The organism is uncultured Psychromonas sp. (genome assembly GCF_947489755.1).
Taxonomy (GTDB): Bacteria; Pseudomonadota; Gammaproteobacteria; order Enterobacterales; family Psychromonadaceae; genus Psychromonas.
Window position 1 is genome coordinate 1 of the sequence record NZ_CANLFB010000009.1, and the last position, 17142, is coordinate 17142.

Genomic DNA, 17142 nt, shown 5'->3' on the forward strand with positions numbered 1-17142 from the left:
AAAAAGAAAATGGCAGGGTTAGATGATAAATATCGTTCAACCCTGTTGGAGAGTGGGATTAAAATGCGCTAGCCGTAGCCCAACTCGCCGAACTCTTAGCTAAAGAATGTCAAATCAACACTAAACAAGCCGACAGTGCGATTCAATTATTAGATGATGGTAATACAGTGCCATTCATTGCGCGTTATCGTAAACATTTAACGCAGTCACTGGATGACAATCAACTACGCTTATTAGAATCTAAGTTGGGTTACTTTAGAGAGTTAGCAACACGTAAAAACAGCATATTAAAAGCGATTGACAGCCAAGGTAAATTAACAGAATCACTTAAACAAGAAATTGAATTAATTCAAGACAAAGTCAGTCTAGAACATTGTTATGCCCCCTTTAAAACAACACGTATTAGTAAGGCTAAATTAGCCGTGGATGCTGGTTTAACGCGTTTAGCTGAACAATTATGGGCGTCCCCTAAACAACCTTTAGAACAAATTGCATCACGTTACATTAATATTAAACATGGGTTTACAAGCACTGAAGAGGTTTTAGAAGGGGCTTTAGCGATTGCGGTTGATAATATAACTCAAGATATTAAGTTACTTGGTTTATTAAAACAGCATTTATTTGAGCAAGCTATGCTCACTTCAACCGTGGTTAAATCTAAAATGAATGAGGCAATAAAATTTAAAGATTACTTTGAATTTAGTGCGCGTTTAAATCGCTTACCTGCACATCGAATTTTAGCCATGTTACGCGGTAAATCTGAAGGGTTTCTACGTTTGAAAATTGATGCAGATCCCTTTCAAAAAGATAAGAAATCTTATAGTTATTGCCAAACCTTGATTGCTAAACACTTGAATGTTTACCTTAGCAAAGACGACCAAACATCATGGCATCGCAAGGTGATTGATACTGCATGGCGTACAAAGCTGTTAGTTAGCCTTGAAAAGCAATTTTTAGTGCAATTAAAAGAACAAGCTGATGCAGAAGCTATTGAACAATTTGCTAATAATCTAAGTGCTTTATTAATGGCTTCACCAGCAGGTGAAAAAGTGACATTAGGGTTAGATCCTGGTTTTAGAAGTGGTTGTAAATTAGCTGTCGTCGATAAAACAGGTAAATTATTAGATACAGCGACCATCTATCCACATCAGCCACAATTACAAACAGAACAAGCTAAACAGACGGTCAATAATCTCATTAAACAATACAAAGTAGAGTTAATTGCTATTGGTAATGGCACGGCCTCTCGTGAAAGTGAACAATTTATTGCTGATATATTGACGTCATTGCCTCATGATATTCAAGCTATTGCAGTTAGTGAAGCAGGTGCGTCGGTTTATTCTGCTTCGCAATTAGCTGCAGATGAATTTCCTCAACTTGATGTAACATTGCGTGGTGCTGTATCTATTGCTCGACGTTTACAAGATCCATTATCAGAACTCGTTAAAATTGAAGCAAAAGCAATTGGTGTCGGTTTATACCAGCATGATGTTCAACAAAAACTATTAGCGAGTCGTTTACAGGCTGTGGTAGAAGATTGTGTTAACAAAGTCGGTGTTGACCTTAATACCGCTTCACATTGTGTGTTAACACATGTCGCAGGGCTCAATGCGACGATTGCTAATAATATCGTTGAGTATAGAGAGTTAAATGGGCGTTTCAATTCACGAGATGCCTTAAAAAAAATACCTCGTTTAGGCGCGAAAGCATTTCAGCAAGCCGTCGGTTTTTTAACGGTAACGGGCGGTGATAATTGTTTAGATGAAACTATTTTACACCCTGAACAATATGCAACGGCTAAAGCGCTCGCTAGATTTAACCATAAAACACTAAAAGAAGTGGTGTTAGCATCTGATACGATAGAATTAACGTTACCAACAAGTAATGCTAAAAATGCAGTCAGTGATGAAACCTTAAATCAACAATATCAAGAGGTGCTTACTATTTTAAAAATGTCTCGTCGTGATCCACGAGACCAATTTAAAACGGCTCAATTTGATCAAAGTATTCATAAGATAAGTGATTTAGAAGTTGACCAACTATTGCAAGGAGTAGTAACTAATGTCGCTAACTTTGGCGCTTTTATAGACTTGGGAGTACACCAAGATGGTTTAGTGCATATTTCGATGCTCAGTGATCGCTTCGTAGATGACCCTCATAAAATAGTGAAAGTAGGGCAGATTGTTAATGTGAAAATAGTGAGTGTTGATGTTGAACGCAAACGGATAGCATTAACCATGAAAGCAATTCAACAACCAGCATGAGTTTTATGATGGCTACTAAAATATGAATGCAACTTATATGTAGATACTTGGATGTAGTAAATATTTGAATTCAAAGGCTTAGATTTAAATAGTCAGTAAGCATATTTTTCAAAAAAATAATATTTAACAAAATGACCTAATTGAAAATGAAAATAAATAAACGTTTATTAAGCCTGTCTGAGATGATCGATGGGCATTATGACCTCGTATGGGATTGTTGTTGTGACCATGGTTTATTGGGTATTAAAATATTAACCAACAATGTTATCAAAGAAGTTAATTTTGTTGATGTTGTTCCAGATATTATTACCCAATTACATGATAAATTAATAACTTACGGGCATCATTTACCAATGGATGCCAAGTGGCAAACACGCTGCGAAGATGTCGGACAATTACAATTACTTGACCGTTATAAAGCCAATCAGCTGCAAGCTAATCAATTGGTTATTATTAGTGGTGTTGGTGGCGAATTAATGGCTGAAATGTTAACGCGTTTAATGAGTCGTTATGCAGGTTTGAATATCGATTTTCTTTTATGTCCAGTACATCATACTTATAAATTACGTAGTACATTGATTGAGTTAAATTTTAAATTAAAGCAAGAGCAACTGGTGATCGAAAATAAGCGTGGTTATGAATTAATGTTAATCAACCAAATTCAAGGAGTTGATCTTACCTTAACAGGAAGCCAATTATGGCTGCCTCAAGATGAACAGAAGCAATATCTTGCTAAATTGATTACACACTATCAACGCATTGTTAGCGCTAATTTGGATGCCGAACCCTTAGTTCAATCTGCACTGTCTGACTATCAAACCTTATATAATAAGTTATTTTAGTAAGTGAAATAGGCGAGTTAATTAATGTGATTGGTATTACGGTTACAAAGACGGTTTAAATAACAAAAAAAGCCACATAATCACTTATGTGGCTTTTTTATTCAGCGTTAAAACTTACTATGAAAAATAGGTTTTATAGCGATAGGTCGTCTACATTAACTGTATCGACTAAATACCTAGTGCTTGTCCGCCACCGATTTGAATTGTTTCAGCTGTGATGAATGAAGCATCTTTACTTACTAAGAAAGAGATAACACCAGAAACGTCTTCAGGTTGACCTAAACGACCCAACATAATGCTGTCTTTCCAAGAAGCGAAAACTTCTGGTTTAGTATCTTTAATTTGTTGGTGGAATGGCGTATCAATTGTACCTGGAGATACTGCATTTACACGAATACCAGCGGGTGCTAGTTCTTTCGCTAGTGCACGAGTTAATGTGTGAACAGCCGCTTTAGATGTACCGTAGATACCAGCACCTGGGCCACCAGCATTCCATGCAGCGTTTGAAGTGTAGTTGATGATTGAACCACCTTCTGTTTTCTTCAAAAATGGAATCGCAGCACGTGAAACAAAGAATGCACTATCAAGGTTAAGCGCCATTACAAAACGAAAGAATTCAGTTGTCATTTCTTCGATTGGGCTACGACCGCCTAAACCACCAGCGTTGTTGATAACAACATCGATTTGACCATATTTGTTACCGATTGCATTAACGTTTTCAGTTACTGCTACATCGTTCGTTACGTCAAAACCGTAGTATTCAGCTTCAATGCCTTCCGCTGTTAGTTCAGCAACACGTTGTGCACCAATTTCATCTTCGATACCGTTAAGAACAACTGTGTAACCATCTTGACCAAGACGTTTTGCAACTGCAAAACCGATTCCACCAGTAGCACCAGTGATTAAAGCAATTTTTTTAGACATGTTTATATTCTCATTGACTAGTTAATAGATAGTTATGCCATGGGCATTAAGGAGGCAGTCAAATATTGCACAGATAAGCTGACATAAATGTTGGTATTAAAGAAGAAATTGCGATTCTACGTGCACAATGTCTGTCTTGCCATTTTATCAACAAAGGTGACTACCTTTTTATTTGATTGATATTCGTTGTCATATAGTTCGAATAAACATCAATCTTAGACTCGGTAGTATTGTATTACAAATAATGTATTTGTAAAATGACATTATTACAAATTTTACTGCCATACAGGTATCGGTTTTATAAAAAACCGAATAAAAACCTGGTTGATAAATAAACAGAACTAATTCTCAATATTGTAATAAAATGTTTGTTTGTAATTACCTATATATTTTTTGTGTTTATTTAAGCTGTTGTATTTAAATTGTTTATTTTTATATTTAATGTTTTTTAATAGTAGGGTACAAGAATGGAAATGATGGGAGAAGCCATGTAGTTAAACGATTTTGTTGCTTAATTTACAAACAGATTAAAAGCAGTTGAATACTCTATTTACATACTTGATTTGTGATCTAAGCCTCAAGAATTAAGTGTCTATTTGTTCAACATAAAGGCGATTTTAAGGAAATGACTGCTATTATTATGAATTAAATTATTGCACCAGAAATAGATAACTTAATATTAATTGTGTCATCTTTTCGTTTACTTCTCTCTAGAGATATAAACGCAAACGTATTGCGTCAGCTTAAAAATGATTCAATAAAAGATGATATTGGCTGATTTAATTTGATTTGCTTAGTTTTTCTTATGCTTTAATGCCTTTAGTTTTGTTGTTAAGTCAATCTCCCATTAACACAAGCCTGTTTTATCGCTTAGTAATTGGGTAGTATGCGCAGTCTTTTTTCCCTAAATTGCTTAAATTCATTAACTTGCTAAGCAATTTGCTTTATTTAGAGAATGTTATGCGTTTATTAAAACGGGTGGTTCACCCAGCGATTATTGAAATTAATTTAACTCCAGATCACCCTGATAGTTTTACGCGTATTGCGACTCGTGCCATTGTCATTAAAAATAATAAAATTTTGTTAATGTACACCCAGCGTTATAACGATTATTCATTGCCTGGTGGCGGTGTTGATAAAGGTGAGGAATTGATTGAAGGACTAAAAAGAGAATTAAGTGAAGAAACCGGGGCGCTTGATATAAACAATATTAATGAATTTGGATTGTATGAAGAGTATCGCCCACATAAAAGTGACAAACATTTTCCTGACTATTCAATCATGCATATGCTGTCTTACTGTTTCACCTGTGAAATTTCTGATCAGTTTGGTGACAGTAAGTTAGAAGATTATGAAATCAATAATGGCATGAAAGTTCGTTGGCTAGATATTGATGATGCGATTAATCATAACTTAAATACCATCAAAAATGATAAAAAGCAGGGGTTATCCATTAAACGAGAAACGTACTTGATGGAACAGATTAAACAAGTGCTGCTATAAACCTGCCTGTAAATATTTATATAAATGATTCTATGAATAACCACTCAAAATTTGAGTGGTTTATTGATTCATTATTACTGCACTTATGATTTGTACCTAAACAATCAATACAACTACAATAAATATAAACCCTATAGATCATCTAAATTATTTAATAGCGTACTGGCTTTCTCTCTGATTTCTATTTTTTGACTTGGATCTAGCTTATCCCAATTACGAATAGGGAAACTCATTCGGTGATTTGAAGCAAGCTGCTCATAATTTTGATCAATAAAATTCCAATATAAGCTGTTCAACGGACAAGCATCGTCGCCTAGCTTTTCCTTAACGTTATAACGACAGTTTTTACAGTAATCACTCATTTTATTGACGTAGTTACCGCTCGCTGCATAGGGCTTAGTGGCAATCCAGCCACCATCAGCGAACAACGCCATACTGCGCGTGTTAGGGAGTTCTACCCATTCTATAGCATCAATATAGATGCCTAAATACCAGTCATCCACTTGGTCAGGGGCTATGCCAGCTAATAAAGCAAAGTTGCCGGTTATCATTAGACGTTGAATGTGATGCGCATAAGCATGTTCAAGAGATTGTGAAATAGCGCTTTTCAAACATTGCATTTTTGTGTCTGCATTCCAAAAGAAGGCCGGTAAGTCTCGATTTGCAGATAAGATATTTTGTTGTGCGTAGTTCGGCATATTCATCCAGTACATACCCCTTACATATTCTCGCCAGCCTAATATTTGTCTGATAAATCCTTCTATTTGTGAAATGGTAATTTTCCCCTCCGACGCTTGATAAGTAGTTAACGCAGTTTTGATTACTTCTAGGGGATTGAGCATTTTACAGTTCAATGAAAAACTGAGACGCGAGTGATATAAACTCCAAGCGTAAGGCGACGCTACGGTCATCGCATCCTGAAAATTACCGAAATTAGGCAGTTGGTGTTGACAAAAATAGTCGAGTAATTGTAAAGATTGTTCTCGATTTATAGGGTAATCAACATTAGTTGACTCATTGCCCATGGTTTTAATACCGTGAGCTTTGATGCGTTGTAAATAGGTTTCAGCGGGGTTATTGAATATTAGTGGTTTAGGGATAACCTTAAGGTCTGCTTTTTTGAATGTTTGTCGATTATTTGAATCAAAGTTCCATGCGCCACCAGCTGGTTTTGTTCCTTCCATTAAAATAGAAAATTCTTTACGCATAAAACGGTAAAAGGTTTCCATTCTGACATGCGTCGCTACTTGAAAATGTTGTGGTAATTGTTCAAAGGGTAACAGAAAGTGTTCACTGTCTGCTTCATAAACCGTTAACCCATCTTGAGCGGGAAGATTGCCTAACTGTGTCCATAATCGATATTCATCAGGTCGTTGAAACGTAAACGTTTCACATTGATAGTCAGTGACTAATGACTGTATTAAATGTGGGAGATCTTGATATTGGCTCGACTCATCCAACGTTAGGTAACAAACACGATGGCCTTTGCTTTCAAGCATTTTAGCAAAGTCAGCCATGGCAGCAAAAAATGAGGTTATCTTTTTGATGTGGTGTTTAGTATAACTGGCTTCTTGGTGTAGCTCTGCGATGACATAGATGACATCTTCATCGATTTGCTTAAACCAACTGTGCATTGCATTAAGCTGATCACCTAATATCAGTCTGAGGTGTTTGGCCTGCATGGTATTTCCTTATTTTATTAAGCTTTAACACTAGGGTAAAGAGTGCTTCATTAACGCTAGGTTATTGTTTAGCTTATCTTTTAATTTGTTAGATTTTGCTGTTATTTAACTTTTATTTTTGTTCTTGTTTCTTCGACAACGTTCTGAGCAGTACAGGACATTATCCCAAGATGCTTTCCATTTTTTGCGCCACGAAAAGTCTTTTTCACAAGTAACGCAGGTTTTATGTGGCAGTAATAACTTTTTATGCATGGTGTTCGTCTATTTGCTTTTTTTGTTTTTTATTTTATGTTCAAAGAATTGTGTTGGTGTTTTTAGATTTCTTAATCGCTTTCTTTTTACGTACATGTTTTGCCACGATACGTACTCCTTCATTTTTACTATCAGTTCGTTTTTGAAAACCCCACAATAAATCTCGGGCAATTTTACCTGTCTCATCAATATCGACCATGGGTAAAGGGTAGGTTTCATCGAGTTTAAATTGATAAAGTTGTTCTTCCATTGGTGTTAACAACCAAGGTGTATGAACCATTTCTTTGGGCAGCTCTGATAATTGCGGTAACCATTTTTTGATGAATATCCCGTCTTTATCTTTGTCTAAAGATTGTTTGACTGGGTTATAAACGCGAATAATATTGGTGCCGGTTACGCCCGACTGCATTTGAAACTGCGGATAATGAATGCCCGGTTCAAAATCCAGAAAAAGGGCGGCTAGATGTGTTACGCCTAAACGCCAATCAACCAATAAATGATGGCATAAAAAGCTCACTAGCATCGCACGCATACGAAAGTTTAAATAACCGGTCTTGATTAAACAAAGCATGGAGGCATCAACTAGTGGATAACCTGTCTGCGCTGTTTTCCATTTATTTAATCGAGTTTCAACACTTAAACCACAATGGGTTTCTGGGTAGCTAAATCCAATATAGGCTCTATTAACTGGGCGCCACTGCATTTCATGTTCACTTTCAAATTTCTGTATAAAATGACAATGCCAATGTAGCCTTGATGCAAGTCCATCAATCGGACGTTTCCAACCCGTTTCAGATCGTTTTATCAATATGGCTTGATAGAGTTGTCTTAAACTGATATTTCCCCATGCTAAATAAGGTGATAATCGAGAACAACTTTTTCGACTGGACTCTGGTTTAGAGATATTGAAGTGATAGTTTTTACCTCGATCTTTTAAGAAAGAGTGTAATATTTTCTGTGCCCAACGTTCTCCGCCTGTCAGCATATGTTGATCTACTTCATACCAAGCATCAGGTAATACAGACTGAGGGAGGCACGCTAGCTGTTGATGGTCGATAAACGTTTTACGAGAGAGCACCGGTTGATATAAGGCACTTTTCATAATAAGTCGCCAATCTTTATCCCAATCTATTCTATTTCTTTTTCCTCTTGTTACGGAGCCAGATTTACTTTCTTGCCAGTGGATGTTTTGTGTTTTACACCAGGCTTGGACTGCTATGTCTCGTTCAAATGTAGACAATAATCCTGTTTCTTGATGGCTAAATAAACCTGTTATATCGAATGAATGCTGGATGTGATTAAAGCAATCAATAGCATCGCCAAGGTGAATATAAATTTGCGAGTTACATTCAATGAGCTGATCATTAATATCTTGAAGTGATTGCAATACAAAACGCCAATGACGAAGATCGTAATGAGGATCATTGATCAATAAAGGTTCAAAAATATAAACTAACAGCGTTAAACCATTTTCAACCGAATGATTAAGCGGCTCATGGTCTGTTAGGCGCAGGTCGCGCTTTAACCAAACCACATTGACTGCTGTTTTATCGGAAGGCATTGCATCAGTTTTACTAGTAATGATGTTGTTATTGATGCTGTTATTGGTACTGCTCATGCTAGCTCATCACCGTTGTTCATTAACCGTTAGTTATATTGAGTTTTTTGTATGTGTAACAGATGAAACAGGCCAATCGGCAGCATCAACTGAATCCAGTACTTGAACTAAATGCGATGCTTGGATATCCGGGTCAAGCCATTGTGTTTGATATTCACCATTAAGGTCATAAATATTGGTTTGTTTCTTAATGTTGAAATGTCGTCCACCACGTGGGTCAACACCGACACCTGCAATATATTGCCAATTACCCCAGTTAACTGCCGCATCATAATCAATTAATTGTTCTTCAAACCATGCGGCACCAAAGCGCCAATCCACACTCAGCTCATTGATTAAGCAGCTTGCAACTATTTGTCTGCCTCTATTACTCAAATAACCTGTGTGTCTTAGTTCATTCATGCAGGCATTCACTAATGGATAAGGTGTATTACCTAAACACCATTTTTTGAATCGTTCCGGATAAAATGAAGTAAGAGGCGCTGATTCAACAAGGCCTTTAAACTGGTACATCTTTGCACCCACTTTAAAGTGAACCCATTGAAAATAATCTCGCCACAAAAGTTCGAGATATAAACTTTCAGTCGATTTATTGCTTTCTACAGTCTGCTCATAGCGCTTAATATGCTGCATTACTTGTCTCACAGAGAGACAACCGTAATTAATCCAAGGTGATAATTTAGTGCTGTTTTCCCAACCCTCTAGGTTATTTCTGACTTCCTTATAAATACCTGGATTTTCTGATGCAAAGTATTGTTTGAGATGTTTTAACCCTTGTTGTTCACCACCTTTAAAATTATTGCCTTGTTTAGGCTTTCCTATGATGGAAGCAGGCGGTGATTCAAGTTCATAAAGTGTTACGGAAGGACTTGATTGAAACATACAAGGCAATGACTTCACTGCTGGAATAGGGGGGGAAACATTAATAGTAGACATGACTTTTCTAAACTTAGAATAACTTGCAGGTAAGTTATCGATTTCAAAAGGCAGTTCATTTTCTGGAAATAAAGTGAATTGGTCTACTTGGCTTATCTTTACTTGCGAGTTAAGTGAACGAAGCTGAGTGAGCAATCTATTTTCATCGGTTCCTGGGACTTTGGTTACGATAAGATCCGTTACTTTAAATTGTTCACACAGGCTCTCTAAGCTTGTAAGTGTATCGCCATAAACGACGTATAATTGTTGACCTAGTGCCAATAAGCTGTTGTTAAAGTCATTTAGACTGGCTTGTAGAAAATGCCATCTTTTATCACCTAAAGGTTTAGAATGAAATTTATTTGGTTTGAACCATTTTTTGTCAATGACGTACACACAAATCAATTCATTACTTTGGCTAGCTAATTGAAGTGCCAGATTGTCCGCTATACGAAGATCTTTGGTTACCCAATATAATGTACGTTTCATGTCTTCCGTTCCATTTCGAAGAAATCAAAAATAAATTTTCAATGAAAAATTATACGAACAAAGAATGGGATGAGATCAATATTAGAAAGTCGATTTGGATATGTTAGAAGGTGCTATTTTGAAGTACTACTCTAAGGTTTTATTCTAAGGTTCTGTTGTAAAGTTTTATTCTAAGGTTCTGCTGTAACGTTTTAGGCTGAGTATTCGCCATTATAAAATGACTCAGTTTTTAAAGGCAATCAATAGTAACGGTGTATTGCTACTATTGATTGATATGGGTCTCGTTAGTGCTGAGAGGCGTTATTTGATTTTTTTGTTAATAAAATAGCGCTATAGAATAGAATTAGTTTGATTGTATGGCTTTATTACGCCCCGTCGTTTTAGCTTGATATAAAGCAATATCAGCACGTTTTAACATTTCATCAATGTCTTCATCATAAGCAATACGTTGCGCTGTGCCGATCGATAACGTGATATTAATATCTGCTTTGTTGTTAACAGAAATAGGGGTGTTTTCCATCACGATACAAATCTTCTGAGAAAGCATGAAGGCTTTTTCAGCACTTAGATCAGATGCTAATATGACAAATTCCTCACCGCCCAAACGTGCTAAAAGAACTTCTTTGGGCAATACAGACCTTAAGGTTGACGCAATCATTTTTAATACATCATCACCAACATCATGTCCGTATACATCATTGACTTTTTTAAAATGATCCGCGTCTATCATTAATACAGAAATATCCGTGTCTTCTTTTAAACGTTCATTGGCTTGAAGGAAGAAATGACGGCGATTACTGATGCCAGTTAATACATCGGTATTCGCAATATAAGCAAGACGCTCTTCTAATTCGATTCTATCGGTAATATCAAAAGTAGACGTTCTTGCTATGGCAAAGTGTCCTTTTTCTAATATAGAGGTAGCAGAAGTCGATACAAAGAAGGTATGGTCAGATTTACATTGAATTTCCAGCACAACGCCTTCTATACTTTTGTCATGCTGAAGTTGCTCAAGAAAATCTTCAAATATGCCTTTGCTTTTTGCGGTTAAAAATTCTGAAAATCGTTTACCGATCACTTCTTCACGAGAATAACCAAGCCAATTTAATTCAGTTTGATTTATTTTAAGCACCATCCCGTTTTTATCTAAACTATGATAACCACAAGGAGAGTTTTCATATAAGTCACTTAATTCATTTTTAGTTAATAAATCATGTCGCTGTTGGCGACGTTTTTGCTCTGATAAAAGTAATAGTAAAAATAATATTGCAGCAGAACCAATGAAGGTAAAGATAACAATAAATTGTCCAAATGCAGTAAAAAAGAATGAATGCTCATGAATAGTTTCATTCGGTAAGAAAATAACTAATTTCCAGTCATTATTTTTAATCGATTGTTCTGTGACAGAGAGGGTGATATTTTGTTCGGCTACATATTTACCGATACTACTTAAACTAAAAGGTTTAATTGATACATAACGGAAAATACCTTTATCAGATTTAAGAATACCACCATCATGGCTATCGATAGTTGACCAACCTTCTGGGTATAAGTTTTCAAATTTTTGATCAACATTCTCTAAACTACCTCCCCACTCATTGCTTCTGTCATGGTTACTCATCCAATACCCTTCAGGGTCAATCAACATGCCTTGGCCACTAATGCGTAACTCCATCTGATCGCGGAAGTTTTGTAACAGTTCTGTCGATAGATAGTTCATCACAATCAGACCTAGTTTTTCGCCTTTTTGGTTCATTATTGGAGTCACAAAACGGACAACAGGTTTATAAGGAATTTCTACCTCATCATATTCAACATTTAACTCCATTGGAGAAACATAAACTTGCCCCTTAGCAAGCTTAATACCTTCTTGAAAGTATTTAGAGTAACGTTTGTTTTGTCGATTCTTTGCGGGGACAATATCCGTATCATCCTCACGATAATTCATACGAATCGCTTCATTACCTTGCATATCAATCAACCTAATTTGGTCATATCGATGAAAGGTAATGGCTAAATTAATGAATAGCTTTTCAATTTCTTTGCGACTCGCTTGATCTCCACTTTCCATAAAATGACCTAATGCTCTAGATCGCGTTACCATTTGTAAAATCATTAATTGGGTTTGCATTTCTTGCTGTAATGCTTGCGTAGTCGAAGAGACAAAGGTTTGCTCTTGCGACAGCATTTTGTCCTCTAAATTTTGAGTGTATTGCTGATATGCATAACCAATAATTAATGCCAAAAGAATGGCTGTAATGGTATACATCCAAGCGAATCGCTTAAAAATATTAGACCAAAATGCTTCTTTCTTTGTCTGAAGTTCTGCAGAGAATTGAGTTAATGTCATTTTTGACTCTTTTTATTATAATTTTTATTAACTATAAAGTTATCGCTTAACCAAAATATTAATATATGACCGTTATGCTTGTTAAGGGATGGTACTTTAATAGTGAGAGAGCTAGTTGATTAAACAGTTCTTTGATCAATAATAAATTCTATGCCGTATAGTGCGAGTGCATTGACGCTAACACTATTGTATTCCATAGCTGTGCCTAACTTAATATTTTGCTGGCGTGCTTCTTCAATGAAGTCGAGTAAATATTGTGATGGTTGATCAAGTAATTCTGTTGCTAATGCTTTACTGAGGATTATACCCGAAATAGGTAGAAAAATTAACATATCAATTGAGAAATCTTGTGCTTCTTCCACCAGCCAGTAAACACGGGATTGGTTTAATCTTGCCATCACGATTAACGAGAACATTGAAGAGGGTTTAACGATCGATTGTGGGTGTTTCAAATAAAAATCAATATAACTTTCCGCACAACCTAGTTCATTAATTAATGTGTCCGCTTGTTCGCGATTAAAGCCATCTGGAAACCAATCAAAGACGCTTTGTACATTAATGATTTTTCTAACATCTGGGGCACTATTGAGGTTTAATATCTGCTTTTTATTCATACCGTAAGGGCAAAAAACAGATTCAACTTCTTGTTCATTAATAGGATCACTATTATGACTGTCATTGATATTATTGACGAGGAAAAGTGGTTGGGCTGATAAATTTTCTATTTGTTTTTGAACGAGATGTTTAAGGTAAATCTTAGAAAATAGGGTGACTAATATGTGACGTGATTGCTGTGTAGTCGGTACAGTTTGTAAGCTTGCTAAAACAGGAAAACCTAGGCTATTGGCTAAATCATATAAAGCATGACTTAAATTGGCCTGTATATCACCATATAATAATAAAAAGGGACGTTGGTTAAGGCTAATTAAATTATTTAATACATCTATCAATTGCAAGTCAGGCGTATTCAAATCTATTATCAATAATTGTAAGTTGCTGATCTCATGGAGTGATTGTTGCGCATCATAATAAGTGAGGTTGTTCAAACCGTTTAACTGCTCAACTTGAAGGCAATCAGGCATTTTACAAATTAACCCTACACGATAATTATTTAACCAATGTTCAAATAAGTTATGCGTACTGTTTTTCCAATATTGGACACTTTCAATGAGCTTTTCATTGTATTGACAATAATCAAAATGAGGTAAATCTATTGCCATACTAGGCAAATCACCTAACCAAAATATTTCTATATCGGCTCGTTCTTTCAATAATTGTAATAGGGAGTGACAGTGAGGACTTTGTTCTATTATTTCCGATAAAATAACGCCGCTGCCTAATGGGCAAGTACTTAGCAGCAGCGTGAGTGTTTCAACATCAGTGACAACTTGGTAATTGATATCAACAAAAAAAGGTGCACCACTAATACTGTAGAGTGGGAAAACCGTTTCATTTTGAGCTTGCTCGTCATTCAATAATAATTGTAATTCTTGCTCACTCAATAATGCACTTTGTTGACGCTTAACCATTTAGATTTCTAATAGCTCAGGTAATAATTCGGGTAAGAAGTCACCGTTATTATTTGGGTATATAATGTATTCACCGTGGTATTTAACTTTTGATTTATAATCGGTGACTTTGTACAGTAAAAGAGATTGTTCAAAAGCTGCTTGTAATGCTTCAGCAACATCGCCACGAATATATAAGCTGATTGGTTTTACTAATAGACCATCTTCAAAGTGTGATTCAAATTCCTGACTACAAATGATCATTGATGCTTGGCCACCACTATGGCGATTTAACTTTTCACCCACTTCTAAGTCTGTATTCACCATCCATTGTTGTTCAGTTAGTGTGTCACAAAGCGCGATAACTTGATCTTTATTGACTATTTTTGGTGTTAACGCTTCACTAAATACATGTTCATAGCTTTGTTTAATCGCCGTGAATGTCTGAACTAATGCAGCATTTTTACCTAAGCTACGTGCTTTGCGTTGCCATATCGTTAAAGTCGGTACTACATCACTTTCAAAACGTTTTTTCTTAATTGCATTAGTGGTCCAAGCTGCTAAAAAATGCGTTTCACTAAGCGGATTCTTAGGAATTTTACCTTTTAATTGTGCTTCATTTAAGTCTGCTAATGCACTGGTAACGACGTGATGAATTGATGTTGAAAAACTAGTCATGGTGATCCTACTGATGAAAAAATTATAAGGTTAAAAGTATGACAGGCTAACAACATAGGAACAAGTAAAGAAAAGCTAATTGCTGCTATTTGCTGATAAACAGACTGCGATGGTAAAGACAGTACGGAAGATTCGTTAAAACCTAGGCCTACAACCTCCGTTCCGGATAAAAAATCGATACAACACCGCTATTTAAGCAGAATTTCTGCGTTACATTATTCGCCCAATAATCCGTTATTGCTTCAGTAATTTGCCTTGAATAACGCACAACTAGCAGCAATGTATAATAAAGATTTATAATTGTATGATTTTTAATGACATTTTTCTTCTGTTAACCTGAATTGAGGTTATATAAGTCATTGCTTTCAATTAACTCATTTAAAAACTTCATAAAATGTATAAATTTATTTAAACTCATGACTCTTTATTCTTCTAAGGTTTGTTATGCATATCGATATAACTGGAACTGAGTCAACATCAGATAAAAATATTTCATTGGTACTTGGCAGTGGCGGTGCACGTGGCATGGCACATATCGGTATTATTAGATGGCTGGTGGAAAATGATTATCAGATCAAATCAATTTCTGGGTGCTCAATTGGTGCGCTTATTGGTGGCGTGTTTGCGGCAGGTAAGTTAGATGAGTTTGAGCAATGGGTATGTGGCTTAGATAAACTATCGATTATTTCATTATTAGACATTTCATGGACCTCTAGTGGTTTATTACGTGGTGATAAAATCATTGATACATTAAGAGAATTATTAGGTGATCAGCCAATAGAAGGACTCCCTCTTAAGTTCACCGCAGTCGCTGCGGATATTGAAAATGAAAAAGAAGTCTGGATAAACTCAGGTTGTTTATTTGATGCTATTCGTGCGTCTATTTCATTACCATTGTTTTTTACGCCAGTAATAAGAAAAGGCGTACAGCTGATTGATGGTGGCGTATTAAACCCTGTTCCTATTGCACCTACTTTTAGTGACCAGACAGACCATATTATTGCGGTCAACCTTGGAGGGGAAATGAATCATAACTGTCCAGAGCCAGACACACTTAGTGAGGTGTTATCTAGTGTTGACGAATTATCTTTCCAACAGAAAATTGGGCATTATATTAAAAAATTGAGTGATAATATTGGTGGTATCGTGCCTAAACCTTCAAGTTTAGAAGCCTATGATATTGCTGACCAAGCTTTTGATGCGATGCAAAGTACCATTGCCCGTTTAAAATTAGCGGCCTATCCTGCCGATTATAATATTGTCATCGCACGTAACGCTTGTGGCACATTAGAGTTTGATCGCGCAAGAGAGATGATTGATTTAGGTTACAAAAGCGCAGAAAAGATTTTAAATAATAATAAACAGTTAGTGAGTAAATAAAGGTTTTTGATAAGCTTTAATTTGCAACTTAAAAAGTGAAATAAACGACATAAGTAATGCTGCAATCTAATCTTTTGCCATTACTAAAATAAGGGAACAATGTGGACGTAGTAAGTAGTACTCAAGCTTGGGTTAATAAAGTGATTGTGAAATACAATATTTGTCCCTTTGCTAAAAAAGAGATGGATAGAGGGAGTATTCGTTATTGTGAAGACAACAGTACTGACATTGAAGGCGTACTAGAACGCTTAACTGAAGAGTGTGTTTTTTTAGATAATAATGAACAGACAGAAACGACGTTATTAATTTTGAGTGAAGCGTGTACCGACTTTGATAGCTTCTTAGATCTTGTTTATTTGTCTAATCACTTATTACAAATGAGTCATTATGAAGGTATTTATCAGTTAGCGCATTTTCACCCTGATTATTGTTTTGAAGGGGATCCTGAAGAAGCGGCATCAAATTACAGTAACCGTTCGCCTTATCCTACTTTACATATCATCAGAGAAAGTAGCATGGAAAAAGCAATTGCAGCACATCCTGATGTGGATGCAATTCCTGACAGAAATATAGAATTTCTTAATAAAAAGGGCAGTCCATTTTTTGCAGATTTATTGGCAAGTTGCCTATTAGTCAAGTAGTTCAAGTTAACCAAATAGTTCAAGTTAAGTCGTTAATATCTAGGTAATATTAAACTGAATGGCACACTATATTTGAAATATTATGCCATTCAGTCT

13 protein-coding genes and 1 pseudogene are annotated in these 17142 nt (G+C 35.9%); 6 read left to right on the forward strand and 8 right to left on the reverse strand.

The features are described 5' to 3' along the window. Positions 1 to 107: 107 nt before the first annotated feature. The 3 genes and pseudogenes from Q0794_RS18275 to Q0794_RS06790 form a co-directional block, all read left to right on the forward strand. Positions 108 to 635 (forward strand): annotated as a pseudogene (locus Q0794_RS18275) (Tex-like N-terminal domain-containing protein); the annotation flags it as partial. A gap of 390 nt (positions 636 to 1025) precedes the next feature. After that, the gene (locus Q0794_RS18280; RefSeq protein ID WP_366522525.1) at positions 1026 to 2264 is read left to right on the forward strand and encodes a helix-hairpin-helix domain-containing protein; all 1239 of its coding nucleotides are present in this window, start codon (positions 1026 to 1028) and stop codon (positions 2262 to 2264) included. A gap of 146 nt (positions 2265 to 2410) precedes the next feature. Next, entirely contained in the window at positions 2411 to 3106 is a 696-nt protein-coding gene (locus Q0794_RS06790) for a tRNA (adenine(22)-N(1))-methyltransferase TrmK (RefSeq protein ID WP_298940983.1), read from the forward strand. A gap of 168 nt (positions 3107 to 3274) precedes the next feature. Here Q0794_RS06790 and Q0794_RS06795 read toward each other — a convergent pair whose 3' ends face one another. After that, entirely contained in the window at positions 3275 to 4030 is a 756-nt protein-coding gene (locus tag Q0794_RS06795; RefSeq protein ID WP_298940984.1) for an SDR family NAD(P)-dependent oxidoreductase, read from the reverse strand. A 960-nt stretch (positions 4031 to 4990) separates the two neighbouring features. Between Q0794_RS06795 and Q0794_RS06800 the strand changes: the two genes are divergently transcribed. Beyond that, positions 4991 to 5533: an NUDIX domain-containing protein gene (locus Q0794_RS06800; protein ID WP_298940985.1), complete on the forward strand. Its 543-nt coding sequence runs from the start codon at positions 4991 to 4993 to the stop codon at positions 5531 to 5533. A 131-nt stretch (positions 5534 to 5664) separates the two neighbouring features. Here Q0794_RS06800 and Q0794_RS06805 read toward each other — a convergent pair whose 3' ends face one another. The 7 genes from Q0794_RS06805 to Q0794_RS06835 all read right to left on the reverse strand — a co-directional run bounded on the left by Q0794_RS06805 (position 5665) and on the right by Q0794_RS06835 (position 15025). Beyond that, the gene (locus tag Q0794_RS06805) at positions 5665 to 7215 is read right to left on the reverse strand and encodes a cryptochrome/photolyase family protein (RefSeq protein WP_298940986.1); all 1551 of its coding nucleotides are present in this window, start codon (positions 7213 to 7215) and stop codon (positions 5665 to 5667) included. Between the two features lie 105 nt (positions 7216 to 7320). Further along, positions 7321 to 7467 (reverse strand): DUF2256 domain-containing protein, encoded by a 147-nt coding sequence (locus Q0794_RS06810; RefSeq protein ID WP_298940987.1) that lies wholly within the window; start codon positions 7465 to 7467, stop codon positions 7321 to 7323. A 40-nt stretch (positions 7468 to 7507) separates the two neighbouring features. After that, positions 7508 to 9085: a deoxyribodipyrimidine photo-lyase gene (locus Q0794_RS06815; RefSeq protein ID WP_366522523.1), complete on the reverse strand. Its 1578-nt coding sequence runs from the start codon at positions 9083 to 9085 to the stop codon at positions 7508 to 7510. A gap of 33 nt (positions 9086 to 9118) precedes the next feature. Next, the gene (locus Q0794_RS06820; RefSeq protein WP_298940988.1) at positions 9119 to 10489 is read right to left on the reverse strand and encodes a DASH family cryptochrome; all 1371 of its coding nucleotides are present in this window, start codon (positions 10487 to 10489) and stop codon (positions 9119 to 9121) included. Between the two features lie 343 nt (positions 10490 to 10832). After that, positions 10833 to 12839: a diguanylate cyclase gene (locus Q0794_RS06825; RefSeq protein ID WP_298940989.1), complete on the reverse strand. Its 2007-nt coding sequence runs from the start codon at positions 12837 to 12839 to the stop codon at positions 10833 to 10835. Positions 12840 to 12958: 119 nt separating this feature from the next. Then, complete coding sequence (locus Q0794_RS06830; protein ID WP_298940990.1) at positions 12959 to 14368, reverse strand: hypothetical protein; 1410 nt, start codon at positions 14366 to 14368, stop codon at positions 12959 to 12961. After that, the gene (locus tag Q0794_RS06835) at positions 14369 to 15025 is read right to left on the reverse strand and encodes a DUF2913 family protein (protein WP_298940991.1); all 657 of its coding nucleotides are present in this window, start codon (positions 15023 to 15025) and stop codon (positions 14369 to 14371) included. A gap of 444 nt (positions 15026 to 15469) precedes the next feature. Between Q0794_RS06835 and Q0794_RS06840 the strand changes: the two genes are divergently transcribed. Continuing rightward, complete coding sequence (locus Q0794_RS06840) at positions 15470 to 16405, forward strand: patatin-like phospholipase family protein (protein ID WP_298940992.1); 936 nt, start codon at positions 15470 to 15472, stop codon at positions 16403 to 16405. Between the two features lie 101 nt (positions 16406 to 16506). Further along, positions 16507 to 17046 (forward strand): DUF1415 domain-containing protein, encoded by a 540-nt coding sequence (locus Q0794_RS06845; protein ID WP_298940993.1) that lies wholly within the window; start codon positions 16507 to 16509, stop codon positions 17044 to 17046. Positions 17047 to 17142: the final 96 nt, after the last annotated feature.

Excerpts from the sequence above, each read along its gene's own strand:
- Q0794_RS06800 (WP_298940985.1), top strand. The coding sequence starts at position 4,991 with ATGCGTTTATTAAAACGGGTGGTTCACCCAGCGATTATTGAAATTAAT.
- Q0794_RS06835 (WP_298940991.1), bottom strand. The coding sequence starts at position 15,025 with ATGACTAGTTTTTCAACATCAATTCATCACGTCGTTACCAGTGCATTA.
- Q0794_RS06825 (WP_298940989.1), bottom strand. The coding sequence starts at position 12,839 with ATGACATTAACTCAATTCTCTGCAGAACTTCAGACAAAGAAAGAAGCA.
- Q0794_RS06790 (WP_298940983.1), top strand. The coding sequence starts at position 2,411 with ATGAAAATAAATAAACGTTTATTAAGCCTGTCTGAGATGATCGATGGG.
- Q0794_RS06795 (WP_298940984.1), bottom strand. The coding sequence starts at position 4,030 with ATGTCTAAAAAAATTGCTTTAATCACTGGTGCTACTGGTGGAATCGGT.
- Q0794_RS06840 (WP_298940992.1), top strand. The coding sequence starts at position 15,470 with ATGCATATCGATATAACTGGAACTGAGTCAACATCAGATAAAAATATT.
- Q0794_RS06810 (WP_298940987.1), bottom strand. The coding sequence starts at position 7,467 with ATGCATAAAAAGTTATTACTGCCACATAAAACCTGCGTTACTTGTGAA.
- Q0794_RS06815 (WP_366522523.1), bottom strand. The coding sequence starts at position 9,085 with ATGAGCAGTACCAATAACAGCATCAATAACAACATCATTACTAGTAAA.
- Q0794_RS06820 (WP_298940988.1), bottom strand. The coding sequence starts at position 10,489 with ATGAAACGTACATTATATTGGGTAACCAAAGATCTTCGTATAGCGGAC.
- Q0794_RS06830 (WP_298940990.1), bottom strand. The coding sequence starts at position 14,368 with ATGGTTAAGCGTCAACAAAGTGCATTATTGAGTGAGCAAGAATTACAA.
- Q0794_RS18280 (WP_366522525.1), top strand. The coding sequence starts at position 1,026 with ATGGCTTCACCAGCAGGTGAAAAAGTGACATTAGGGTTAGATCCTGGT.
- Q0794_RS06805 (WP_298940986.1), bottom strand. The coding sequence starts at position 7,215 with ATGCAGGCCAAACACCTCAGACTGATATTAGGTGATCAGCTTAATGCA.